At 69.0% G+C, this 24,117-nt stretch carries 26 protein-coding genes and 1 pseudogene; 14 read left to right on the plus strand and 13 right to left on the minus strand.

All coding sequences use genetic code 11. The features are described 5' to 3' along the window. Positions 1-108: 108 nt before the first annotated feature. From QH290_RS14335 to QH290_RS14355, 5 genes are all read right to left on the minus strand, one after another. Entirely contained in the window at positions 109-249 is a 141-nt protein-coding gene (locus QH290_RS14335) for a hypothetical protein (RefSeq protein WP_280383267.1), read from the minus strand. Between the two features lie 13 nt (positions 250-262). Beyond that, entirely contained in the window at positions 263-775 is a 513-nt protein-coding gene (locus QH290_RS14340) for an ImmA/IrrE family metallo-endopeptidase (RefSeq protein WP_280265212.1), read from the minus strand. A gap of 11 nt (positions 776-786) precedes the next feature. Beyond that, positions 787-2,115 carry a hypothetical protein gene (locus QH290_RS14345; RefSeq protein ID WP_280383269.1) on the minus strand — a complete coding sequence of 443 codons (1,329 nt, stop codon included), beginning with the start codon at positions 2,113-2,115 and terminating at the stop codon, positions 787-789. Positions 2,116-2,485: 370 nt separating this feature from the next. Next, positions 2,486-3,403: an SDR family oxidoreductase gene (locus tag QH290_RS14350; protein ID WP_280265210.1), complete on the minus strand. Its 918-nt coding sequence runs from the start codon at positions 3,401-3,403 to the stop codon at positions 2,486-2,488. An 11-nt stretch (positions 3,404-3,414) separates the two neighbouring features. Then, positions 3,415-4,209, minus strand: a complete 795-nt coding sequence (locus QH290_RS14355; RefSeq protein ID WP_280265218.1) for an SDR family oxidoreductase — start codon at positions 4,207-4,209, stop codon at positions 3,415-3,417. Positions 4,210-4,265: 56 nt separating this feature from the next. On the opposite strand from QH290_RS14355, the gene QH290_RS14360 reads away from it, so the two are divergent. The 8 genes from QH290_RS14360 (at position 4,266) to QH290_RS14395 (ending at position 9,711) form a co-directional block, all read left to right on the plus strand. Beyond that, a complete protein-coding gene (locus QH290_RS14360) occupies positions 4,266-5,030 on the plus strand; it encodes an enoyl-CoA hydratase family protein (protein ID WP_280265209.1) in 765 nt (254 codons plus the stop codon). Further along, the gene (locus QH290_RS14365; protein ID WP_280265208.1) at positions 5,030-5,911 is read left to right on the plus strand and encodes a CoA transferase subunit A; all 882 of its coding nucleotides are present in this window, start codon (positions 5,030-5,032) and stop codon (positions 5,909-5,911) included. The genes QH290_RS14360 and QH290_RS14365 overlap by 1 nt, the downstream gene beginning before the upstream one ends. After that, the gene (locus QH290_RS14370; protein WP_280265207.1) at positions 5,908-6,045 is read left to right on the plus strand and encodes a hypothetical protein; all 138 of its coding nucleotides are present in this window, start codon (positions 5,908-5,910) and stop codon (positions 6,043-6,045) included. Before QH290_RS14365 ends, QH290_RS14370 begins: the two co-directional genes overlap by 4 nt. Further along, the gene (locus tag QH290_RS14375) at positions 6,042-6,800 is read left to right on the plus strand and encodes a CoA-transferase subunit beta (RefSeq protein ID WP_280265206.1); all 759 of its coding nucleotides are present in this window, start codon (positions 6,042-6,044) and stop codon (positions 6,798-6,800) included. Before QH290_RS14370 ends, QH290_RS14375 begins: the two co-directional genes overlap by 4 nt. A gap of 64 nt (positions 6,801-6,864) precedes the next feature. Beyond that, the gene (locus QH290_RS14380; RefSeq protein ID WP_280383270.1) at positions 6,865-7,953 is read left to right on the plus strand and encodes an NAD(P)H-dependent flavin oxidoreductase; all 1,089 of its coding nucleotides are present in this window, start codon (positions 6,865-6,867) and stop codon (positions 7,951-7,953) included. 138 nt (positions 7,954-8,091) lie between these two features. Continuing rightward, positions 8,092-8,394 carry a hypothetical protein gene (locus tag QH290_RS14385; RefSeq protein WP_280383272.1) on the plus strand — a complete coding sequence of 101 codons (303 nt, stop codon included), beginning with the start codon at positions 8,092-8,094 and terminating at the stop codon, positions 8,392-8,394. A 223-nt stretch (positions 8,395-8,617) separates the two neighbouring features. Beyond that, on the plus strand, positions 8,618-9,499 hold the full coding sequence (locus QH290_RS14390) for a helix-turn-helix domain-containing protein (protein ID WP_280383274.1): 882 nt from the start codon (positions 8,618-8,620) through the stop codon (positions 9,497-9,499). Then, complete coding sequence (locus QH290_RS14395) at positions 9,496-9,711, plus strand: DUF397 domain-containing protein (RefSeq protein ID WP_280265202.1); 216 nt, start codon at positions 9,496-9,498, stop codon at positions 9,709-9,711. The genes QH290_RS14390 and QH290_RS14395 overlap by 4 nt, the downstream gene beginning before the upstream one ends. A gap of 117 nt (positions 9,712-9,828) precedes the next feature. Here QH290_RS14395 and QH290_RS14400 read toward each other — a convergent pair whose 3' ends face one another. The 6 genes from QH290_RS14400 to QH290_RS14425 form a co-directional block, all read right to left on the minus strand. Continuing rightward, positions 9,829-11,790, minus strand: coding sequence for a molybdopterin-containing oxidoreductase family protein (locus tag QH290_RS14400; protein ID WP_280383276.1), 1,962 nt, complete (start codon positions 11,788-11,790; stop codon positions 9,829-9,831). A gap of 76 nt (positions 11,791-11,866) precedes the next feature. Then, positions 11,867-13,018, minus strand: a complete 1,152-nt coding sequence (locus QH290_RS14405; protein ID WP_280265217.1) for an acetyl-CoA C-acetyltransferase — start codon at positions 13,016-13,018, stop codon at positions 11,867-11,869. A 48-nt stretch (positions 13,019-13,066) separates the two neighbouring features. Continuing rightward, positions 13,067-13,681, minus strand: coding sequence for a TetR/AcrR family transcriptional regulator (locus tag QH290_RS14410; RefSeq protein WP_280265200.1), 615 nt, complete (start codon positions 13,679-13,681; stop codon positions 13,067-13,069). Positions 13,682-13,722: 41 nt separating this feature from the next. After that, on the minus strand, positions 13,723-14,460 hold the full coding sequence (locus tag QH290_RS14415) for a hypothetical protein (RefSeq protein ID WP_280265199.1): 738 nt from the start codon (positions 14,458-14,460) through the stop codon (positions 13,723-13,725). Between the two features lie 99 nt (positions 14,461-14,559). Further along, positions 14,560-15,354, minus strand: a complete 795-nt coding sequence (locus QH290_RS14420) for an SDR family oxidoreductase (RefSeq protein WP_280383278.1) — start codon at positions 15,352-15,354, stop codon at positions 14,560-14,562. 13 nt (positions 15,355-15,367) lie between these two features. Beyond that, positions 15,368-16,579 carry an acyl-CoA dehydrogenase family protein gene (locus tag QH290_RS14425; protein ID WP_425303601.1) on the minus strand — a complete coding sequence of 404 codons (1,212 nt, stop codon included), beginning with the start codon at positions 16,577-16,579 and terminating at the stop codon, positions 15,368-15,370. 78 nt (positions 16,580-16,657) lie between these two features. Here QH290_RS14425 and QH290_RS14430 point away from each other — a divergent pair, with 78 nt between their 5' ends. The 5 genes from QH290_RS14430 (at position 16,658) to QH290_RS14450 (ending at position 22,487) form a co-directional block, all read left to right on the plus strand. Further along, positions 16,658-18,211, plus strand: a complete 1,554-nt coding sequence (locus tag QH290_RS14430; protein ID WP_280265197.1) for a FadD3 family acyl-CoA ligase — start codon at positions 16,658-16,660, stop codon at positions 18,209-18,211. Beyond that, a complete protein-coding gene (locus tag QH290_RS14435; protein WP_280383280.1) occupies positions 18,208-19,098 on the plus strand; it encodes an enoyl-CoA hydratase in 891 nt (296 codons plus the stop codon). Before QH290_RS14430 ends, QH290_RS14435 begins: the two co-directional genes overlap by 4 nt. Beyond that, positions 19,099-20,229 carry an acyl-CoA dehydrogenase family protein gene (locus tag QH290_RS14440; protein WP_280383282.1) on the plus strand — a complete coding sequence of 377 codons (1,131 nt, stop codon included), beginning with the start codon at positions 19,099-19,101 and terminating at the stop codon, positions 20,227-20,229. It abuts the gene before it with no gap. 67 nt (positions 20,230-20,296) lie between these two features. Beyond that, positions 20,297-21,295: an acyl-CoA dehydrogenase family protein gene (locus tag QH290_RS14445; RefSeq protein ID WP_280383284.1), complete on the plus strand. Its 999-nt coding sequence runs from the start codon at positions 20,297-20,299 to the stop codon at positions 21,293-21,295. A gap of 103 nt (positions 21,296-21,398) precedes the next feature. After that, entirely contained in the window at positions 21,399-22,487 is a 1,089-nt protein-coding gene (locus tag QH290_RS14450) for an acyl-CoA dehydrogenase family protein (protein WP_280383286.1), read from the plus strand. A 21-nt stretch (positions 22,488-22,508) separates the two neighbouring features. Here QH290_RS14450 and QH290_RS14455 read toward each other — a convergent pair whose 3' ends face one another. Then, entirely contained in the window at positions 22,509-23,327 is an 819-nt protein-coding gene (locus QH290_RS14455) for an APH(3'') family aminoglycoside O-phosphotransferase (RefSeq protein WP_425303602.1), read from the minus strand. An 82-nt stretch (positions 23,328-23,409) separates the two neighbouring features. Beyond that, positions 23,410-23,679 (minus strand): hypothetical protein, encoded by a 270-nt coding sequence (locus QH290_RS14460; protein WP_280383293.1) that lies wholly within the window; start codon positions 23,677-23,679, stop codon positions 23,410-23,412. Here QH290_RS14460 and QH290_RS14465 point away from each other — a divergent pair. After that, positions 23,582-24,117 (plus strand): annotated as a pseudogene (locus QH290_RS14465) (hypothetical protein); the annotation flags it as partial. The gene QH290_RS14460 and the pseudogene QH290_RS14465 overlap by 98 nt on opposite strands.

Below are 24,117 nucleotides of genomic sequence, written 5' to 3' on the forward strand. Positions count from 1 at the left end.
CGCCAGGGCTAACAGCAGCCCGGCCGCGGTCTGTACCCGGGCGGCTTGAATCTGACCGCTAATTCCTTTGGGCCTTTTGTTACCCGGGGCCCCCGCCACCTCGGTAATCTATCGGGGGGGGGCCGGGGCCACCGCGGCCACCGCCACCACGATCGCGACCCGCGCCGTCGTCGCGGGCTTCACCAGGACGCGTCCGACGCGGGCACCGGCGGCCATCCAGACCAGCAGGGCAGTCAGCCAGAACGTCATGGTGTGGCCTCCCTCATCCGAGTGCCTCGTCGAATCGCAGGACCGAGACCCCGGCGCCCCGGTTGTGGAATACGCGCAGCCGGGTCATCAGCATGCTGGCGAAGGTCTCTGCCTCCCACTCGCATTGGTCGTCGTCGCCGTCCTCGACGACCTGCTGGTGTGCGCGCTGGCTGAGCATGTAGGCGATCAGGTCGTCGTCGGCCTCGAGCGTCACCGCGGGGGCGGGTTCGCCGGGGTGGTCGAAGATGATGTGCCCGAGCTCGTGGGCGAGCGTGTGCTCGCGGGTGGGCAGCGCCGACGCCAGCACGATGACGTCCTTGTCCGGATAGCTGCGCCGCTGTCCGCAGACGCCGGGACCCAGTTCGCCGCTGGCGATTTCGATCGGGCGGCGGCGCTCGGCCGAGATGGCCAGGACCACCTCGTCGAGGGTGGTGGCGTCGAAGTCGGCGGCCACCGCGCAGACCGCGTCGACGGCGGCCGCGACCCGGCGATAGGAGCGGTTACTTTGTGTGCGACTGTCCGTCATCGGTCACCCCCTCATGCCCTCGGCCCGAAGAACTCCGCGCGGGCGGCGTCGATGCGCGCCTGCGCGGCCGAGGCGCTCTGGAAGCTCACCGCGCCGGATCCGGCCGCGGCCAACGCCATTGCGGCCAGGCCGCCCACGACGCTCAGCACCTTGATGGGCGGCAGCGCGCCGGTGTCGGCGGTGGGGCGCACGTTCGGCTGCGCCTGTGCCTGCGCGGGCGGCGGCGGCACGGCGGGCGGCGGGGGTGGTGGAGGCGCAGGCGCAGGCGCCGCGGGCGGGGCGGCCACGGGCACCGGCGGCACGACCGCCGGAAGCGCGGGAACCGGAGGCACCGGAACGGGCGGGATCGCCAGCGGCGGCGCGGGCACGGCCGGTGGTGGCGGCACCGGAACCGGCTGCAGCAGAAGCAACAGAAGCAGGGGCGACATGACCGCCGCTGAGCCCACCGCGGCCGACCCGGTAGCCGCCGAGCCGGTACCCAACAGCGCAGCCAACGCCGAACCCGTACCCACAGCAGCCGAACCCGTTGCCGCAGAACCCGTCCCGAGCAGCGCGGCCAATGCCGAACCCGTACCCACAGCAGCGGAACCTGTTGCCGCAGAACCTGTCCCGAGCAACGCCGCCAATCCGGAACCGGCCCCAACAGCAGCCGAACCGGTCGCGGCCGAGCCCGTACCCAACAGCGCAGCCAACGCTGAACCCGTGCCCACAGCAGCGGAACCCGTTGCGGCGGAACCGGTTCCGAGGAGAGCGGCCAATGAGGCGCCAGTGGCCGAACCGGTGGCCAGGAGGGCTCCTCCGGCCGCGGAACCCGTGCCCGCGACGGTCGGGCCCACTACCGAACCCGCGCCCGCGAGCGCCGAACCCGTTCCCGCAGCGGCGGATCCGGTCACCGCCGACCCGGTGGTGCCCGCCGCGGAGCCCGTGCCGAGCACGGCCGACCCGGCGCCCGCACCCGCGGAACCCACCGCCGCCGAGCCCGTGCCCGCTGCGGCGCCGAGGGCGGCGGACCCGGTGCCGAGCACGCTGGCGGAGCCGGTACCGAGGAGAGTCGGCAAATCGAGCAGCCCGACCTCGACGGCCGCGGTGTCCTGCACCGCCGGGGCCTGATCGGGGGTGGATGCCGAGACCTCGCTCGGCGGAGTCACCGGGTCGGTCGAGCGGCCGGGGATGGAGAGGGGAACGCCGTCGTCCTTGCCGCTCGCGCCCGACCCCGGACCACCGGGACCGCACTGCGGACAGGGATTGGGCTGAGCCTGGGCGGCCAGCGGGCCCAGTAGGCCGCAACCGGCGACGATCCCGGCCACTGCCACTACGCGCGCTATGCGACCCACGGTCATGCGCTTGCCTTCCCCTCATCTTTCAGCGCAGATCTGCACCCGGTCGCGATCACATCCGGGAATACAACGGATGTCGATCATCATAACTGCCGAGTGTTTGCTCGCGCAGTGGGATGGTGTGACCTGCCCCACGACGCTGTGAGCAGCCGAATCACCCGAAGGCCGCGGCGACCGGGCGGCGGACGGAAATCCGGCTACACCCCTGCTTCCACCGACCGGTGTCACGAGACACCGGCTGGCATCCAGGTCCTTGCTACTCGCACAAGCTGATTCGATGCCGACGACCGGCCGGATCGCTGCCGCGGGGAAGGTTGCGGCGCGTCGCGCGATTCGGCCTTGGCGTGTCGGACCTGCGGCGACAGCCCGGCGATCAGGCGCCGTAGACCGGTTCCGGCGGGGTCGCCTTGGCAATCAGCTCGCGCACCGCGGGACCCAGCTCCGCGGGCTCCCAGCGGGCGCCGCGATCCACCGGCACGCCGTGCCGCCAGCCGTCGGCCAGCGCCACCTTGCCGCCCTCCACCTCGAACATCCGCCCGGTCACATCGGCCGAGTCCGGGCTGCCCAGCCAGACCACCAGCGGGGAGATGTTCTCCGGGGCCATGGCGTCGAAGCCCGACTCCGGCGCGGCCATCATGTCGGCGAAGACCGTCTCGGTCATCCGGGTGCGGGCGCTCGGCGCGATGGCGTTCACGGTCACGCCGTAGCGCCCGAACTCCGCCGCGGCGGTGATGGTCAGGGCCGCGATCCCCGCCTTGGCCGCGCCGTAGTTGCCCTGGCCGACGCTGCCCTGCAGCCCGGCGCCGGAGCTGGTGTTGATGATGCGGGCGTCGACCGGCCGCCCGGCCTTCGACTCCCCGCGCCAGTACGCGGCGGCGTGACGCATGGTGGCGAAGTGGCCCTTGAGGTGCACTCGGACGACCGCGTCCCACTCCTGCTCGGACAGATTCACCAGCATCCGATCGCGGACGATTCCGGCGTTGTTGACCAGCACATCCAGCCCGCCGAAGGTCTCGACGGCCTGGTTGACCAGGCGCTCGGCACCGGCCCAGTCGGCGACGTCGTCGCCGTTGACCACGGCCTTGCCGCCCAGCTCGAGGATCTCCTCGGCGACCTGGGCGGCCGGGGAGTCGGTGCGGGGACTGCCGTCGAGTTCCGCGCCCAGATCGTTGACCACCACATTGGCGCCGGCGGCGGCGAACGCCAGCGCGTGCGCGCGGCCGATTCCGCCGCCCGCCCCGGTCACGATGACGGTGCGCCCGGCACAGATCCGATCGGTGTTGTCTGCCATATTCGTCGCTCTCATTTCGATTGTGCTGCTGGTCGGGAGTCGTTGACGGTGGCGGCGTCCAGGAACGCCGGGCGCTCACCGCCGCCGTGCACCAGCAGCGAGGCGCCGTTGACGTAGCCCGCCAGCGGGGAGGCCAGGAAGGCCGCGACCCGGCCGATGTCCTCGGGCGCGGCCATGCGCTGCAGCGGGACGGTGGCGCCGACGGCGGCGATGCCCGCCTCGTCGCCGTAGTGCAGATGACTGGATTCCGTGTTCACCATGCCGACGACCACCGAATTGACCCGGACCTTCGGCGCCCATTCCACCGCCAGGGAGGTGACGAGGTTGTCGAGCCCGGCCTTGGCCGCGCCGTAGGCGGCGGTGCCGGGCGAGGGCCGGTGGCCGCTCACGCTGGAGATCATCACGATCGAACCGCCGCCGGGCTGGTTCTGCATCACGGCATTGGCGGCCTGCGAAACGAGCAGCGGGGCAAGCAGATTCAGCTCCACGATCTTGGCGTGGAAGTTGCGGCTGGCCGCGGCCGCGAGGGCGAACGGGGCGCCGCCCGCGTTGTTCACCACGTGGTCGATCCGGCCGTGCCGCTCGACGATCCCGTCGATCAGCGCGGGCACCGCATCGCCGTCGCGCACATCGCAGGGCAGGAAGTCGGCGCGGCGGCCCGAACTCTCGATCGGACCATCCGCCGGACGGCGCGCGCAGGTCACCACGGTCGCCCCGGCGTCCAGGAAGGTCCGGCTGATACCGGCGCCCACTCCCCGCACGCCGCCGGTGACCAGAACGACGGCTCCGGAGAGGTCCACTTCGATTGCCACCGTGATAACCTACCAAGCACTTGCTTGTTTTGCCAACGAATGGACATGCGATGGGGATCAACCGTCACACCGAGACCTCGGGGATCGAGGTCGTCACGATCGACTACCCGCCGGTCAATGCGCTGCCCACGGCCGGCTGGTTCGGAGTGGCCGACGCCGTGCGGGCGGCGGGGCGCGACCCGGAGACCAAGGTCGTGGTGCTGCGCGCGGAGGGCCGCGGATTCAACGCGGGCGTGGATATCAAGGAGATCCAGCGCAATCCGGGCCACCAGACCCTGATCGACGCCAATCACGGGTGCTACGAGGCATTTTCGGCCGTGTACGAATGCCAGGTGCCGGTGATCGTCGCGGTGAACGGGTTCTGCCTGGGTGGCGGTATCGGCCTGGTGGGCAATGCGGACGTGATCGTGGCCTCCGACGATGCGACCTTCGGCCTGCCCGAGGTGGAGCGCGGTGCGCTGGGCGCGGCCACCCATCTCGCACGGCTGGTGCCGCAGCACATGATGCGGACGCTGTTCTACACCGCGAGCACGGTGACCGCGCAGCAGCTGCATCACTTCGGGTCGGTGTACAAGGTGGTTCCGCGCGCCGAACTGGATTCGGCCGCAATGGAAGTCGCCAAGAACATCGCCGACAAGGACGGCCGGGTCATCCGCGCCGCCAAGCGCGCGCTGAACGGGATCGACACCCAGGACGTGCACCGCAGTTACCGGTACGAGCAGGGCTTCACCTTCGAGCTGAATCTGGCGGGGGTGTCCGATGAGATCCGCGAGCGGTTCGACGCGGATCTGGCCGCGAAGCGGGGTGAGAAGTGATGCGCGACAAGCGAATGAGCCTCGAGGAGGCGGTCGGGCAGCTGCGCAGCGGCATGACCGTGGGAATCGGCGGCTGGGGTTCGCGCCGCAAGCCGCTGGCCTTCGTGCGCGCGCTGCTGCGGTCCGACGTGACCGACCTGACCGTGGTGTCCTACGGCGGCCCGGACCTCGGCCTGCTGTGCTCGGCGGGCAAGGTGCGCAAGGCGTATTACGGCTTCGTGTCACTGGATTCGGCGCCGTTCTACGATCCGTGGTTCGCCAAGGCCCGCACGGGCGGCGAGATCGTCGTCCGCGAGATGGACGAGGGCATGGTGAAGTGCGGGCTGCAGGCCGCGGCGGCACGGTTGCCGTTCCTGCCGATCCGGGCGGGGCTCGGTTCGGACGTGCCGAACTTCTGGGAGGGCGAGCTGCAGACGGTGCGGTCGCCGTATCCGAATGCCGACGGCCGCACCGAAACTCTCGTCGCCATGCCCGCGCTGACCCTCGACGCGGCGTTCGTCCACATGGACCTCGGTGATAAGCACGGCAATGCCGCCTACACCGGGGTCGACCCGTACATGGACGATCTGTTCTGCCTGGCCGCCGAGCGCCGCTACCTGTCGGTGGATCGACTGGTGGAGACCGAGGAACTGGTGAAAGCCGTTCCGCAGCAGGCGCTTCTGCTCAACCGCATGATGGTCGACGGCGTGGTGGAGGCGCCGGGCGGTGCGCACTTCACCTTCTCCGGCAGCTACGGCCGGGACGAGAAGTTCCAGCGGCACTACGTGGAGGCGGCCAAGGAGGCCGATACCTGGGCCGCGTTCAAGGCCCGGTACCTGGATGTGTCCGAGGACGAATACCAGGCCGCCGTCCGCGAATTCGCCGCGGAGCAGTCGAAATGAGTGAGACCACCACCCCGGCCCCGCGCCCCGAGAGCGCGCCGCCCACCACCCGGATGCGGGTGACCTTCGCCCGCCCCGGCGCCATGACGGTCACCTTCGACCAGGCACCTGTCGAGAACGAGGAGCGCCGATGACCGACACCACCACCGCGACGCGCGCCGAGGTGTGCGCGGTCGCCTGCGCCGAAATCTTCCGCGGCGCTGGCGAAATCATGGCCAGCCCGATGTCGCCGACCCCGACCATCGGGGCGCGGCTGGCGCGGCTGACCTTCGAACCCGATCTGCTGATCTCCGACGGGGAATCGCAGCTGCTCGCCGAGACGCCCGCGCTGGGCGCCAAAGCGCCTGTGGAGGGCTGGATTCCGTTCGGCCGGGTCTTCGACGTGGTCGCCTCCGGGCGGCGGCACGTCGTCATGGGCGCCAACCAGCTCGACCGGTTCGGCAATCAGAATCTGTCGGCGTTCGGGCCGCTGCAGCAGCCGACCCGGCAGATGTTCGGCGTGCGCGGCGCTCCCGGTAACACGATCAACCACGCCACCAGCTATTTCGTGCCCCGGCACAGCAAGCGGGTGTTCTGCGAGCGGGTCGATATCGTCTCCGGAATCGGTTACGACAAGGTCGATCCCGAGAACCCGGCGTACCGGTTCCACCACCTGCACCGGGTGGTGAGCAATCTGGGCGTCTTCGACTTCGGCGGCCCCGGCCACACGCTGCAGGCGCTCTCCCTGCATCCCGGGGTAACGGCGGACGAGGTCGCCGACAACACCTCGTTCGAGGTGGCGGGACTGGACACCGCCGGGACGACCCGGTGGCCCACCGAGGAGGAACTGCAGATCATCCGAACCGTACTGGACCCCAGGGGAATTCGGGACAAGGAGGTCGCGGGATGAGCGGTCACATCGGGCACGCGACGGTATTCGTCGCCGCCGAAGCCGATATCTGTGAGGCGCAGCAATGACGGCACGGCTGCGTACCCCGCTGACCGAACTGGTCGGGATCGAGCATCCTGTCGTGCAGACAGGTATGGGCTGGGTTGCCGGGCCGCGCCTGGTCGCCGCTACTGCCAACGCGGGCGGGCTGGGCATTCTGGCCTCGGCGACGATGACCTATGCCGAGCTCGAGGCGGCCGTCGCCAAGACCAAGGCCCACACCGACAAACCGTTCGGGGTGAACATTCGCGCCGACGCCACCGATGCACCGGAGCGGATCGAGCTGCTGATCCGGGAGAAGGTGCGCGTCGCCTCGTTCGCGCTGGCGCCGAAGAAGGAACTCATCGCGCGGCTGAAAGATGCCGGGGTCGTGGTGGTTCCGTCGATCGGCGCGGCCAAGCACGCGGTGAAGGTGGCCTCGTGGGGCGCCGACGCGGTCATCGTGCAGGGCGGCGAGGGCGGCGGGCATACCGGCCCGGTCGCCACCACCCTGCTGCTGCCGTCGGTCCTCGATGCCGTCGATATCCCGGTCGTGGCGGCGGGCGGCTTCTTCGACGGGCGCGGCCTGGCGGCCGCATTGTCCTATGGCGCCGCGGGTGTCGCGATGGGTACGCGTTTCCTGCTCACCCAGGAGAGCACCGTGCCCGACGCGGTCAAGCAGGAGTACCTGAACCGCGGTCTGCAGGACACCGTGGTGTCGCTGAAGGTCGACGGCATGCCACACCGGGTGCTGAATACCGATCTCGTTGAGCGCCTGGAGCATTCGGGCCGCTGGCGCGGGCTGGCGGCGGCGGTGTCCAACGCGCTCAAGTTCAAGGGCATGACCGGGATGAAGTGGTCCACGATCGTCCGCGACGGCCTGTCCATGCGAAAGACCAAGGACCTCACCTGGTCTCAGGTCATCATGGCCGCCAATACCCCGATGCTGCTGAAATCCGGTTTGGTCGAGGGCAATACGCGCGCCGGCGTGCTCGCCGCGGGCCAGGTCACGGGCATCATCGACGACCTGCCGACCGTGCAGGAACTGATCGACCGCATCGTCGGCGACGCGGCCGCACGCATCGACGCGCTCACCGCACTGCGCCACGAAGCCGAATCGGCCCCCTCGGCGTGACCGAAAAACCTTCGGTCACAACGAAAAGGACCACCCCGCCCCTCTTCTCGCTCCGGGGTGGTCCTTTTTCGTCTCCATAACCCCCAGCTCTGGATATACCGCCGGATCCCGCACCACGAGATCCGGTAGGTTCGCACCGTGCGCACATCGAACAGCAATGCCCCGTGGAAGCGCGGAATCAGCGGCCTGATGCTGGCTGGCGCGGTGGTCACGGGCGTGCTGGTGGGCCCGGCGGCCACGGCATCGGCCGCCAACGGCGTGCCCCTGAACAGCGAGATCGACCAGACTCCCGTGGCCAATGACGGCTGCACCTTCTCCTCCGTCGGCGGCTCGTGCAGCGACCCCGGCCCCGTGGGTGGCGCCCTGATCGCCTTCCGAAATTGGCTCGTCAGCATGGGCTACGGCACCGGCAGCTCCTCCCTGTCCGCCCACTTCTTCTGATATCCCGCGAGGCCGTCGCCACAGGAGCGTGCCGAGGACCTTTCCGCTGGTGACGGCCAAATGGATATTCCCGGTTGGGGGCGAAGGCTCGGCCGCACGGGTTTCTTCCTGGGAAAACGAGTCGGACTTACAACCGATGCGGTGAACGCTCCTAGATTGCTCCGCCCTCGTGGCAGTGTCATGCCGAAATCACATCACTGCTGATGGGGAGTGGGGTAAGGCAATGCAGGGTGTCGGCAGCACACTTCCACGACGGCGACTGGGACGGCTACTGCGCGACTTGCGGCATCAGACGGGAATAACGCTGGAGGAGGCAGCTCATCTGATCGAACTCAGTCCCAGTTCACTGCAACGACTCGAAACCGGTCAGGCCACACGTATTCGACTGGTGGATATACGCGAGCTGTGCAGGCTCTACGACGCCGACGAGGTGACAACGGCAGGGCTGCTCGGCCTGGCGCAGCAGGCGACGGAGAAATCGTGGTGGAACGCGTATGGCGGGCTGATTCCTCCCGACTTCGATGTATATGTCGGCTTGGAAAGCGCTGCGCGCCAGATTATTTCATACGCACCAGATGTAATTCTCGGGCTGCTGCAGACGTCCGCGTATGCCCGTGTGCTCGCCCGTAGTGTCTACCCGAACGACTCGGAAGAGGAGATCGACCGACGGATGGAGCTGAAACGGAAGCGCCAGGCGAAGCTCACTCGCAAGCGGCATCCCACCCGCCTGAACGTTGTCATCCTCGAGTGCGCCCTGCGGCGAATGGTCGGTACGCCGCGAATCATGGCCGCCCAGCTCCGGCATCTCGCCGACCTCAGCACTCAGCCGAACATCGACCTGCGCGTCCTGCCCCACCGCGCTGGAATACCTTTGGGAGACCCGATCGGCCTGTTCACGATCCTCGACTTCGGCACCGACAACAAGGGCGAGGTGATCGAACCACCTGTCGTCTATCTGGAGAACTTCACCGGCGATCTCTATCTGGAGACTCCGGACGACGTTCAGCGCTACCATGATGCTCACCAGGCGATTCGACGTGCTGCGCTGGACAACGTCGCAAGCCGGAACTTCATACGACAGATTGCTAAGGAGTTCGTCGCGTGAGCAACTTCCCTGATATCGATCTATCGAATGCAGTGTGGCGCAAGAGTTCCCGCAGCTCCGGCGGCAAGGACTGCGTCGAAGTCGCCTTCCTCCCCGACGGCTCCATCGGCGTCCGCGACTCGAAAGACCGAACCGGCCCCGCCCTGCGCTTCACCCCCACCGAATGGGACACCTTCACCACAGCACTCACGAACACAGACCTCACCCCGTAGCTCACCACCCCTACCGGTCGGCAGAGCCACAATTCCCGCACCCCGTGCCGGTTCCCGCACCCCTTGCAGGACCTTGTAAGGGGTGCGAGAACGAACAGAGGGTGCGGGAACGTTGACTCAGGCGGGGGTGACCTGGACGCGGTTGTCGTGGAAGACTGCGCCGCCGCCGAAGTCCGAGTCGCGTTCGGCGATGGTGGCGTTGACTGTGGCGCCGCCGGTGAATTTGGCCCAGCGGCCCTTGGTGGTGGCGGCTACGCCGGGGCGGACTCGGTCGGAGACTTCGGCGGTGGCCTCGAAGGCGCCGCGGGCGTTGGAGACGAGTACCGGTGTGCCGTCGGCGATTCCGCGGGCGGCGGCATCCTCGGGGTGGAGGGTGATGCGGGAATCGCCTGCGCGGCGCCGTAGTTCGGGGTTGTTGCCGAAGACGGTGTTCAAGAAGTAGTGCGAGGCGGCGGAGATCAGGACCAGGCCGTCGCCCGGGTCGGACGGTGGGGTGTAGGCCGGAAGCGGGTCGTGGCCCGCCTTCTCGGCGCGGGTGGAGACGAACTGCAGCTTGTCCGACGGCACCGGGCCCGGCTCGACCTTCAGGAATCCGTCGGCGCGCAACCGCTCGAAGTCGTAGCCCTTCAGCAGCTGCCGGGCCAGGTCCTCGTCGGAGTCGTAGACCGACGGTTCGGTCACGCCCATGCGGCGGGCCAGGCGCCGGAAAGTCTCTGTGGTGGACAGGCATTCGCCGGGCGGTTCCACCGCGGGCTCGTTCCAGACCAGGTACATGTTGCCGTAGGCGGCCAGCACGTCCAGGTGCTCGGGCTGCATGGTGGCGGGTAGCACGATGTCGGCGTAGTCGACGGTGTCGGTCGGGAAGTGTTCCAGCACAACGGTGAACAGATCCTCGCGCGACAGGCCCTCGATCACCTTGCGCTGATCCGGATTGGAGCCGACCGGATTGGCGGCGATGACGAACAGCGCCTTGACCGGCGGGTCGTCCACGTTCAGCAGCCCGTCACCGATCCGGGTCTGCGACAGCGTGCGCACCGGATGCGGCAGCAGATCGAAACGCACCAGCCCCGGGAGGTCCAGCTTGAAGTGACCGCTGGTCGAATAGTGCAGTCCCCCACCGGGAATCGCCCAATCGCCGGTGACTCCGGGCAGACATGCCATGGTGCGCAACGCCATCCCGCCGCCCGCGTGGCGCTGGATGCCCTGGGAGGCACGGATCGCGGTCGGCCGGGTGGTGGCGATGCGCTCGCCCAGATCGATGATCTGTTCCTCGCGCAGCCCGGTGATCGCCGCGACGCGCTGCGGGGTGAATTCCTCTATGCGCGGACGGAATTCGGACCAGCCGACGGTGTGCTCGGCGATGAAATCCAGGTCCGCGGCGCCCATCGACACGATCACGTGCATCAGCCCGAGCGCCAGCGCGGCGTCGGTGCCCGGCAGCGGTGCGATGTGTTCGTCGCAGCGTTCGGCGGTGCGGCTGCGGACCGGATCGATCGCCACCGTGTAGGCGCCGCTGTCCTGGATGAACTTCCACACGTGATGCCCGGAGGTGAGCGGATTGGTGCCCCACAGCAGGATCAATTTCGATTTGGCGAAATCCTCGGGGTCCATGCCACCGGAGGTGCCCAGGGTGTACTTCATCCCCAGCGTGCCGGAGATCGAGCAGATCGTCGGATCGTGCAGCGACGAGCCCAGCACATTGAACAACCGCCGCCCCGAAAAGCCTTCCATCCCTTGGATATAGCCGAGACTCCCGGTGCCGTGGAATGGCCAGATCGCCTCGCCGCCGTATTCGTCGATGATCCCGGTGAGCCGCGCGGCGATCTCATCGAGCGCCTCGTCCCAGCCGATCCGCTCGAACCGCCCCTCCCCCTTACGCCCCACCCGCCGCATCGGATACGTGATCCGATCCTCGGCATGCAGCTGTTCGAGATACCGGTTCACCTTCACGCACAACGCGCCCCGGGTCACCGGATGCTCCTTGTTCCCCCGCAGCCCGACCGCTCGCCCGTCCTCGACGGTCACCACCCACGAGCACGCATCAGGACAATCCAGCGGGCAAGCCCCCAGCACCTTCACCCCACCGATCGTAACCCCGGCCAAAAGCACGCCGGGGACAAGAGGGCGAGGACGAGACGCCGGTGCAGGGCGTGGGTCAGCTCAGGCGTTCGATGATGGTGGCGTTGGCGGTGCCGCCGCCCTCGCAGATGGTGAGCAGGCCGTAGCGGCCGTTCACTCGTTCCAGTTCGTTGAGGAGTGTGGCGAAGAGTTTGGCGCCGGTGGCGCCGAGGGGGTGGCCGAGGGCGATGGCGCCGCCGTTGACGTTGACCTTGTCGGGGTCGGCGCCGGTCTCCTTCAGCCAGGCCAGCACGACCGAGGCGAATGCCTCGTTGATCTCGATGACGTCGATATCGTCGATGGTCAGGCCGGTCTTCTCCAGCGCCCACCGGGTGGCCGGGATCGGCGCGGTGAGCATGAGGACCGGGTCGGCGCCGCGGGCGCTCACGTGGTGGATGCGGGCCCGGGGGCGCAGCCCGTACTCGCCGACCGCCCACTCGGAGGCGAGCAGCGTCGCGCTCGCGCCGTCGGAGATCTGGCTGGCCACCGCCGCGGTGAGCGGGCTGCCGTCGCTGAGCGGCTTCAGCCCGGCCATCTTCTCCAGGCTGGTCTCGCGCGGCCCCTCGTCGATCCAGAAGTCGCCGACCGGCACGATCTCGCGATCGAACTTGCCCTCGGCGATGGCCTTGCGGGCGCGCTCGTGGCTGCGCAGCGCCCACTGCTCCATGTCTCGGCGGCTGATGCCCCACTTCTCCGCGATCAGCTGGGCGCCTTTGAACTGCGTCACCTCGCCGGTGCCGTAGCGGTGGTCCCAGCCCTGCGCGCCGACGAACGGCGACTCGAAGCCGTACTCCTTACCGGCCAGCATCGCCGCCGAGATCGGGATGGCGCTCATGTTCTGCACGCCGCCCGCCACGATCACCTCGGCGGTGCCGCTCATGATGGCCTGCGCGCCGAAATTGATTGCCTGCTGGCTGGATCCGCATTGCCGGTCCACGGTGACGCCCGGCACGGCCTCCGGATAACCCGCCGCCAGCCAGGCCGTGCGCGCGATATTCCCGGCCTGCGGGCCGATCGCGTCCACGCAACCGAAGATCACATCGTCGACCTGGATCGGGTCGATCGTGTTGCGCCCCAGCAGACCCTGCAGGGCGGCCGCGCCCAGATCGGCCGGATGCACACCGGCGAGGGATCCGCCGCGCTTACCGATCGGGGTGCGCACGGCATCGATGACGTATGCCTCTCGCACGGGTGCGTACTGCGGGCGGGCGGACGGTGCAGACATTGGCGGAAACTCCTACTTGCGGTGCTGCGCTTCGGGATTGGTGAGGCCATCGAGCACGATGGTCAGGTATTGCTTGGCGAGGTTGTCGACGGTGATGCGGCCGCCGGGCTGATACCACCGCACGGCGACCCACACGGTGTCGCGCAGGAAGCGGTAGGCGAGTTCGATATCCAGTTCGGGGCGGAAGCTGCCGTCCTCGACGCCGCGGGCGAGCACCTTGTGCCACAGCTCGCGGAACTCCCGGTTGTACTCGTCGATATAGGCGAAACGCGGTGTGCCGCTGAGCCTTTTCGCCTCGGCCTGGTAGATCGCCACCGCGGAGTGCCAGCGGTCGAACGATTCGTAGGACGCGATCACCAACGCCTCCAACGTATCTCGCGGCGACAGGCCGGAGTCGACGATCTCGCGGTAGCGGCCGAACAGATCGTCGAGGAAGCCGCGCAGGATCTCGTCCACCATCGACTCCTTGGAATCGAAGTGGTGGTAGAGGCTGCCGGATAGAATTCCGGCCGCGTCGGCGATGTCGCGGACCGTGGTCGCACGCAGCCCGCGCTCGGCGAACAGACCGGCCGCCAGGGCGAGCAGTTCGTTACGACGTGCGGATTTGGATGCGTCGGGTGCGGTCACCCGCCCATAGTACAACCAAGCATTTGCTTGGTCTACGTCGGTCAGCGGAACGAGTAGCGCAATGGTGAGGACACCGAGAGGTCGGCGAGCAAGCGGTCGCAGATGACGACCGGTGATACCCCCGCCCGCGCCATCCGCGCCACCAGCGCGAGCCGCCGCTCGCAGCTGTCCCATTCGACTGTCAGCGGTCCGCGGCCCGGGCCCGCGTCGACGGTGGCCATGGCGCGCGGCGGGCCGCTCGGCATGGGCTGTTCGCTGATCTTCAGCACCATGCCGCGCTGCCAGGCGCGATAGGTCTCCATATCGGCGCCGATCACCAATTTGTCGGTGGCGGCGCACAATCCCTCGGCGATGCTGTCGGCGAAGGCGACCCGATCGAAACTGAACTGGCGGCAGCGCCGCACCACCTCCAGCAGGTCGGCCCGCACCTCGCGCAGCAGCGCGTGCTGTTTGCGGCGGTGCCGGTCCTCGTCGGACTCGGCGGCACCGGGCACATGCTCGAGCCCGATGCGCTGCGCGCGCAACCGGTCGCGGGCCAGATCGGCGCGCAGCGCACCGCGCGGATCGCGGGCGACACCGGCCTCGTCGACCGAATGTTGTTCCAGAATCTGGGCGGCGCGCATCGCGGTCGCGCATTCGGAGGTGTGCTCGAGTAGTTCGGCCCCGAGAGTGAGCGCGGCCAGCACGATGCTGTCCAGCCGTCGACGGGCCAGCACAACCTCACGTACCAGCTCGAGTTCCAGCTCTTCGTTGTCTTCCTGACGACGGTCCAGTCCCATGGGTGGTCCCTTCGCAAATTTAGGAACCGGCCCTCATCAGGATTGCACACCCGGGGGTGCTCGGGGCACCCAATTTTCACCGTCTCGGGCGCCGCCGCGTCAGGCCCGCTGACTGCTCACCGAAACCACCTCACCGGTCAGGTAGGAGGTGTAGTCGCTGGCGAGCATGGCGATGGTGGCCGCCACCTCCCACGGCTCGGCCGCGCGCCCGAACGCCTCGCCCGCGGCGAGCCGATCCAGCAGGTCGGCCGAGGTGACCTTGTCCAGGAAGGGGTGCCGGGCGATGCTCGGCGCGACCGCGTTGATCCGCACGCCGAGTTCGGCGGCCTCCACGGCGCTGCATCGGGTCAGCGCCATCACCCCGGCCTTGGCGGCGGCGTAGTGGGCCTGGCCGTGCTGGGCACGCCACCCGAGCACGCTGGCGTTGTTGACGATCACGCCGCCGTGCCCCGCGGTGCGGAAGTAGTTCAGGACCGCGCGGGTGCAGCGGAAGGTGCCGTTGAGTGTGATGTCGAGGACGCGGTCCCACTGTTCGTCGGTCATGTCGACAACCGGTGTCTCCCCGCCCAATCCGGCGTTGTTGACCATGATGTCGATGCGGCCCAGGCGTTCCGCGGCCACACGGATCAGCTCGTCGACCTGCTCGGTGCTGGTGACGTCGCAGACCACCGAACTCACCCGTCGGTCGGGATAGGCGGCGGCAAGTTCCTCTTCGGTCTGCTTCACGCGCCGCTCGTGCCAGTCGGACACGACGACGTCGGCGCCCTCGTCGAGCAGTCGGCGCGCGGTCGCCGAGCCGATGCCGGTGCCCGCGGCGGCGGTGATCACCGCGTTCCGGCCGGTGAGCAGTCCGTGGCCGGAAATCGGCTGGGGCGCAACGGAAAGGTCTGTCACGGGATGGTCCTTTCTACCGAGCCTCACGCGGCAGACCGAGCACGCGTTCGGAGATGATGTTGCGCTGCACCTCGTTCGAGCCGCCGTAGATGGTGTCGGCACGGCTGAACAGGAACAGCCGCTGCCATTCGTTCAGATCGTCGGGCAGCGAGATCAGGCCGGGGGCGCCCAGGATATCCATGGCGAGCTCGCCCAGTCCGCGATGCCAGTTGGCCCACAACAGTTTCGACACCGATGCCTGCCCGGCGGCGGTTCGCGCGTCCACCGTGTCGTGCCCGGACTCGAGGGTGCGCAGCGCGTGCGCCCGCAGCACCCGCAGCCCGACCCAGGCCTGATCGATCCGCTCCGCGAGCACCGGATTCTCCAGGGCACCATTGGCTTTCGCCACCGCTTCCAGGTCGCCCAGTTCGCGCGCGAAGCGGATCTGCTGTCCGACGGTGGAGATGCCACGCTCGAAGGTCAGGGTGCCCATGGCGACCTTCCAGCCGTCGCCCGGCTCGCCGACCACGAGATCGGCGGCGGTGCGGGCGTCGTCGAAGAACACCTCGTTGAATTCGGCGGTCCCGGTGAGCTGGATGATCGGGCGCACCTCGATCCCCGGCTGCTTCATCGGCACGAGCAGATACGACAGCCCCTTGTGGCGGGACGAGCCCGGCTCGGTGCGGCAGATCGCGAAGCACCAGTCGGCCACGTGCGCCAGCGAGGTCCAGATCTTCTGCCCGTTGATGGCCCACTCGTCGCCGTCGCGGCGGGCGGTGGTGGTCACGGCCGCCAGGTCCGAACCGGCCCCGGGTTCGGAGTAGCCCTGGCACCACAGCTCCGTGACGGTCTTGATGCCGGGCAGGAAGCGCTGCTTCTGCTCCTCGGTGCCGAAGGCCAGCAGCGTGGGCCCGAGCAGTTCCTCGCCCAGATGCGAGACCCGGCTCGGGGCGTCGGCCTTGGCGTATTCCTCGTGGAAGATCACCTGCTGGCGCAGGGTGGCGTCGCGCCCGCCGTACCGTTCGGGCCAGCCGAGGCAGGTCCACCCGGCCGCGGCGAGGTGGCGATCCCACTCCAGCCGCTCGTCGAATGCCTCGTGCTCGCGGCCCGGACCGCCGAGCCCGACCAGCTCGCGGAACTGTCCGTTCAGGTTTTCGGCCAGCCATTCGCGCACGTCGGCGCGGAATTCGGCATCCTGGGGAGATTCCGCCGCGGTACCCGGATCGTGGGTCTGGATCACACTCACTCCGGTAGAGTAACCTACCAAGCACTTGCTTTGTAGACCGACAGATTCTGATTCGCGGCTCGCCGCGGGAGGACGACCGTGACAACCCCTGTGCAGACCACTCCCCTCGCCCTGCAGGAGGCGGCGCGGACCTTCGGCGACGCGCCCGCCGTGCACGACGGCGATGTCCACCTGAGTTGGGCGCAGTTGCTCGACGCGGTCCGGCAGACGGCCGGAGCGCTGATCGCCCGTGGCGTCGAGCGCGGCGACCGGATCGCCATCTGGGCGCCCAACACCTTCCACTGGGTGGTGGCCGCGCTGGGCGCGCACTATGCGGGTGCGGCGCTGGTCCCGCTGAATACTCGCTATGTCGCCGCGGAGGCGGTGGAGACCTTGCAGCGGGTGGATGCCAAGGCACTGTTCGTCGCCGGGCCGTTCCTCGGGCGTGACCGGCTGGCCGAATTGCGGGATGCGGCACCGGATCTGGCGATCGGAACGGTGATCGTGATTCCGGGGGACGAGGTCACCGGCGATGCGGCGGCAGACGTGATCGAGTGGGACGAACTCGGGCGGTTCGCCGCGCAGGTGTCGCACGACGAGGTGATCGCCCGCGGGGAATCCGTTGGGCCCGAGGATATTTCCGATATTTTGTTCACCTCCGGGACCACGGGGCGTAGCAAAGGCACGCTGGTGGCGCATCGGCAGGCGCTGGACGTGGTGCGGGCCTGGTGTGAATGCTCGACGCTGAACAGCTCCGACCGGTATCTGGTGATCCCGCCGTTCTTCCACAACTTCGGCTACAAGGCGGCCATGCTGGCCTGCGTGGTCACCGGCGCCACCATCGTGCCGCAGGCGACGTTCGACGTGCCGGAGACGATGCGGATGGTGCAGCAGCAACGCATTACCGTGCTGACCGGGCCGCCGACGATCTACCAGACCATCCTCGAGCACCCCGCCCGCGCCGATTTCGACCTGAGCAGCCTGCGGGTGGCCGTCACCGGCGCCGCGACCGTGCCCGTGGTGCTGATCGAAAGAATGCGCGGCGAGCTGAAATTCGATGTGGTGGTGACCGCCTACGGGCTGTCGGAATCCGCCGGATTCGGCACCATGTGCCGCCCCGACGATCCGGCCGAGGTCGTCGCCGGGACCTCCGGCGGGCCGATCGCCGGATTCGAGCTGCGCATCGACGACAACGGCGAGCTGCTCATGCGCGGCCCGAACGTCATGCTCGGCTACCTCGACGATCCCGAGAACACCGCCAAGACCATCGATCCCGACGGCTGGCTGCACACCGGCGACGTCGGCGTGCTCGACGAGCGCGGCTATCTGAAGATCACCGACCGGCTCAAGGACATGTATATCGCGGGCGGTTTCAACGTCTACCCGGCGGAGATCGAACAGGCGCTGGCCCGGCTCGACGGGGTCGCCGAATCCGCGGTGATCGGCGTGCCGGACGAGCGCATGGGCGAGGTGGGCAAGGCATACATCGTGCGCAGGTCCGGCGCCACGCTGACCGAGGACGACGTGATCGCCTACGCCAAGCAGACTTTGGCGAACTTCAAGGTGCCCCGCTACATCGAGTTCCGCGACCGGCTGCCCTACAGCGCCGCCGGAAAGGTACTCAAGCGGCAACTACGTGAGGAGATTTCGTGACCGACAACCCCGACGGGCAGATCCCCGACGAAGGCGAGGTCGTGACCTACGAGCGCCGCGGCCCGGTAGCGATCGTCACGATGAACCGGCCGCAGTACCGCAACGCGCAGAACTCGGTGATGACCTACGCGCTCGACGCGGCCTTCACACGCGCGGTGCAGGACGCCGAGGTCAAGGTCATCGTGTTGGCGGGCAACGGGAAACACTTCTCCGCCGGTCACGACATCGGCACACCGGGACGCGACCACCACGTGCACTACGAGAACAAGGCGGCGCTGTGGTGGGACCACGTCGACCGCCCCGGCGGCGATCAGCGCTTCGCCCGGGAGTCCGAGGTCTATCTGGGTATGTGCCGCCGCTGGCGGGAGATCCCCAAGCCGACGATCGCCGCGGTGCAGGGCGCCTGCATCGCGGGGGCGCTCATGCTGGCGTGGTCGTGCGATCTCATCGTCGCCTCCGAGGACGCCTTCTTCTCCGATCCCGTTGTGCGCATGGGCATCCCGGGCGTCGAGTACTTCGCGCACCCGTGGATGCTGGGACCGCGGCGCGCCAAGGAGATCCTGTTCACCGGTGACCGCTTCTCCGCGGCGCAGGCTTACGAGTGGGGGATGGTCAACCGGGTGGTGCCGCGCGAGGAGCTCGCGACGCAGGCCCTGGAGCTGGCCGAAAAGATCTCCGCCATGCCGCAATTCGGGCTGGCGCTGACCAAGAAGGCCGTCAATCAGTGCGAGGACCTGATGGGCATGCGCGCGGGGATGGACTCGGTGTTCGGGCTGCACCACTTCGCACACGCCCACAATGCCGAGGTCGGCGCGGACTCGCTCGGCGGCATGAACGCGAAATCCATGAAAGTCAGTGCGGCACAGAACCAGAACGGAGCGAAGTAGATGAACCTGGACTACGACGCGGCCACCGAGCAGTTCCGGCTCGAGGTCCGGGAGTTCCTGCGCGCCAACGTTCCGGCGACCCCGCTGCCGTCTATGGACACTCGGGCCGGATTCGAGGCTCATCGGGAATGGGAACGCACCCTGGCCGAGGCGCGGCTGTCGGTGGTGTCCTGGCCGACCGAGTACGGCGGCCGCGACGCGTCGCTGCTGGAATGGGTGTTGTTCGAGGAGGAGTACTACGCCGCGGCGGCCCCCGGTCGGGTCAGCCAGAACGGCATCTTCCTGCTGGCGCCGACGCTTTTCGAGCACGGCACGCCCGAGCAGCTCGAGCGCATCCTGCCCCGGATGGCCCGCGGTGACGACATCTGGGCGCAGGCGTGGTCCGAGCCGGAGGCGGGCAGCGACCTGGCGGGCATCCGGTCCAGCGCGCGCCGGGCCAACGGCGGCTGGATTCTCAACGGGCAGAAGACCTGGAGCTCGCGGGCGTCGTACGCCGACTGGGGCTTCGGGCTGTTCCGCAGCGATCCGGAGGCCGAGCGGCATCGCGGGCTGACCTATGTGATGTTCCCGCTGTCGGCGGACGGGGTGACCGTGCGGCCCATCCCGCAGCTCGACGGCGAGCCCGGATTCGCGGAAATCTTCCTGGACAACGTCTTCGTTCCCGATCGCGACGTGATCGGCACCCCGAACGACGGCTGGCGGGTCGCGATGAGCACCTCGAGCAACGAGCGCGGCCTGTCGCTGCGTAGCCCGGGACGGTTCAACGCGACCGCGCGGCGGCTGCTCGACCTGTGGCGCACCACGGCCGACCCTGCCGATACCGAGGCGCGAAATCGCGTGGTGGACGCGTGGATCGGCGCCGAGGCCTACCGGCTCAACACGCTGGCCACCGTGACCCGGCTGTCCGAGGGCGGCAAGCTGGGCGCGGAATCGTCGGTCAACAAGGTGTTCTGGTCCGAGCTGGACATCGCCATGCACGAGACCGCCCTGGATCTGCTGGGCCCGGCCGCCGAGCAGAGCAGCGGCTGGACCGACGGGTACCTGTTCTCCCTGGCGGGCCCGATCTACGCCGGTACCAACGAGATTCAGCGCAACATCATCGCCGAGCGGCTGCTCGGCCTGCCGCGGTGACGGATCGGAGGCGAATCATGCTCGCGCAGTATCACTTCCACGCTCTTAGCCCCGATTGGACCGCTCGATGAGATTTGCACTTGCGCCCGAACAGCGCGATTTCGCCGACAGCCTGCGCAAGATGTGCGATGCCGCCGGAACCCCCGGGATCATTCGCGCCTGGGCCGGTGGCGACCACCGCGCCGGCCGCGGGCTGATCCGCCAGCTGGCCGGTGCGGGCGCGCTGGGCCTGGCGATCGACGAGGACCACGGCGGCATGGGCGCCGAGGCGATCGACCTGGTGGTCGCCCTGCGGGAGATCGGCCGCGCGGCCGTGCCGGGGCCGCTGGCCGAAACGGCCGCGGTGATTCCCACACTGCTACAGGCACTTCCGGACTCGGCGCTGGCGCGGCGGTGGCTGGCGGGCTTCGCCGACGGCCAGGCGCTGGGCACGATCGCGCTGTCGCCGCAGACGCCCGCGGTGGATGCCGACACCGCCGAGGTGGTGCTGGTGGCCGACGGCGATCGCCTCTACACCGGCCACCGCACCGAGCACATCCGGTCGGTCGACGGGGCGCGGCGCCTGTTCACCGTCGAGACCGATGATGTTGTCGCCGAGGGCGATGCGGTGCGCCCGGCCGTCGACGCCGCCTTCGACGCCGGTGCGCTGGCGGTCGCGGCACAGCTGCTCGGCGCAGGCCGGGCGCTGCTGGACACCAGCGTCGCCTACGCCAAGCAGAGACACCAGTTCGGCAAGCCGATCGGGCAGTACCAGGCGGTCAAGCACCACCTGGCCGACGCGCTCATCGGACTGGAGATGGCCGAGCCGCTGCTGCATCGCGCCGCGCTGAGCCTGAATTCGCCCGATCGCGCCCGCGACGTGTCGGCGGCCAAGCTGGCCTGCGGCGAGGCCGCCTACCGCACCGCCCGCATCGCGCTGCAGGTGCACGGCGCCATCGGCTACACCGCCGAATGCGATATCTCGCTGTGGCTGACCAAGGTCACCGCGCTCCGGTCCGCCTGGGGTACAGCCGATTTCCACCGGGCGCGCATCGCCGCCGCCCTGCGCGAGGGAGCCCCCGCATGATCATCAAAGGCGATCGCCACTCGGCTCGACGAGCAGGATCGTCTGGGCGACCAGCCGGAGCGATGCGCCTCGGCACGGTTCGAAACGAACTCGGAGGCCGGGTATGACCGACATCTCGGAGCTGCAGGAGCTCGCCACCACCGTCCGCGCCGTCCTGGCCAAGCATGGGGACAGTTCCGTGCTGCGGCGGGCGATCGACGGTGAGCGGGGATACGACGAGCAGCTGTGGACGCTGCTGTGCGAGCAGGTCGGCGTCGCGGCGCTGGCGATTCCGGAGGAATTCGGCGGGATCGGCGCCGGGCTGAGCGCCGCGCTGGTCGTCGTCGAGGAACTGGGCCGCACCCTGCACGCGCCGCCCATGCTCGGCTCGGCGGTGCTCGGTACGCAGGCATTGCTGTTGTCCGGCAACACCGATGCCTGCGCCCGGCTGCTGCCCGAGGTGGCCGAGGGCGCCCGCACCCTGGCGCTGTGCTGGGCGGGGCCGCGCGGCTGGGACACCCCGGGCGTGCGTGCGGAGAGCGGAAAGCTCACCGGCACCGCGCATTACGTGCTCGACGGTGCCGTCGCCGATACCCTCATCGTGCTCACCGCCGACGGTGTGTACGAAATCGACGCCGACGCACCGGAAGTCACGCGGACGGTGTCCCCGACCATGGACCCGACCCGGCGCCTCACCGAGATCGGCTTCGCCGCCGCGCCCGCCCGGGCCCTCGGCGGCGACCCGGCCACGGTGACCGCCCGGCTGCGCGATATCGCCTGGGCCGCACTGGCCGCCGAACAGGTCGGCGCCGCGGACAAGTGCCTGCAGCTGACGGTCGACTACACCAGGTCCCGCGTGCAGTTCGGCCGTGCGATCGGCAGCTTCCAGGCACTCAAGCACCGGATGGCCGACATGTACGTGCTGGTGGAGTCGGCCCGCTCGGCCGCCTACACCGCCATCGCGGGCCTGCCCGAACCGACGGCGACGACCCGGCCCTCCGGGGCGGCCGTGTCCCCCGACGCGGCGCTGGACCTCGCCGCCGCCCGCATCCACTGTTCCCATGCCTTCGACGCGGTCGTCGGCGAAACGGTCCAGATGCACGGCGGCATCGCCATCACCTGGGAACACGACGCCCACCTCTACTTCAAACGGGCCCACGCCGACGCCCAGCTCTTCGGCACGCCCGCCCGGCCTCTGGCCCGCCCGGCCTGAGCCGACGACCCCTTGCGGGGACTACCCCCAGGTCAGGGGGTCGAGGTGGAGATAGAAGCGCTGCCTGTCGCCGTCGAGATCGATGCCGTAGAACTGCGCGAATTCCTCGTCGGCGGCGCGGGCGCGATCCTCGTCCGGCCACGTCTCCCGGGCGTTCGCGAGCAGGAGCGCGATATCGGCGTAGGGGTCGGCCCGTCCCAGCCGACCGAGGTCGATCAGGCCCGCCACCTCCCAGGTGGCCGGATCGAGAATGATGTTGGGCAGGCACAGATCACCGTGGCAGACAACGGCTTCCGTGGATTCCTGGGCCAGCCGCAGCTCGAGTTCCGGGGTGAGGCGAGCGAGCAGTTCCTCGGGCGGCGTGCGCTGCTGTTCGACGGGTAGGAACTCCGGTACGACGGCTCCGCGCGCCACCACGTCACGCGCGGTGGCGAACATATCCGCCAGTTCCCGGGTGAAGGGACACGCATCGACCGGCAGGCCGTGCAGGCGCCGCACCGTTCGCGCGATATCTTCCCACGCCCGCTCGAGTTCGGCGGGCGCGACGGCATCCGCGGGCACACCGGCTACCGCGCTGGTCACCAGGCAGACGCCCGCATCGTCGGCGATCCAATCCAGCACCTCGGGCCCCGGAATGCCCTGCGCGAACAGCCATTCGATCCGGTCGCGCTCCTGCCGCAGTTCCGCTGCCCGATCGGGCGGGACCAGCTTGGCGTAGCGCGAACCGTCCTCGGCCCGAACGACCGCGGCGCCGGATTCGCCGCTGGTCACCGGGGTCCACTCGAGGTGCTTTCCGACTGCCGGGAGGACGGCGTGCAGGGCATCGCGAATATCGGGCACCCCAGCGACACTACCGGTCGTGCGGCATCTCACAGCCGTTCAGATAGTTAGCCTATGTACATAGATAGTTAGTAAATGTAAACTAATTGTTCGTGCAGTTGAGCAAACCCGTCCGGGCCGTGAGCCGCGAAGAGTTACTGGTGGACATCGCCGTCGCCGGTAGCAGGCTCACGCGGCTGGCCGGGGCGTTCGGCGGGGACGGGCTGCCGCGGGCCATGGTGCGCACGCTGTCGGTCCTCGACGAGCACGGCCCGCTGCGGGTCAGCGAGTTCGCCCGGATCGACGGGTGCTCCCAGCCATCGGCAACGGCGCTGATCGGCAGGCTGATCGCGGCGGGACTGGCCGACCGCACCACCGATCCCGGCGACTCCAGAGCCGTGGTCGTCGAGCCCCCGCCCCCCTCTACTCCAGACCCCCCCCCAACCACACACCCGCCCATCGCAACTCCAGAGACCCCCCCCACAACAAACCCGCCCATCGCAGCTTCGGAGATGCCGCGTACACGACAACCCCGCCATCGCAGCTACAGAGACGCCGCGCGCACGACAAACCCCGGCTGTCGCGACTCCGGACATGCTGCGCACATGACAAACCCCGCCGCAGCCGGGCCCGTAGGGTGCCGCGGCGGGCGGGTGGCGGACGGGCCTGCCGGCGTAGGACCCGGCACCGCGTTTTGGTTTACATGCCCTCGCGGTTTCAATACCGCAAACAGCGCCGGCTACCGCCCCGCCGCGGCTCCATTTGGGTCCGCAAGCGGCGGGGTTTGTCATGTGCGCAGCATGTCCGGAGT

The organism is Nocardia wallacei (assembly GCF_029869545.1).
GTDB lineage: Bacteria > Actinomycetota > Actinomycetes > Mycobacteriales > Mycobacteriaceae > Nocardia > Nocardia wallacei_A.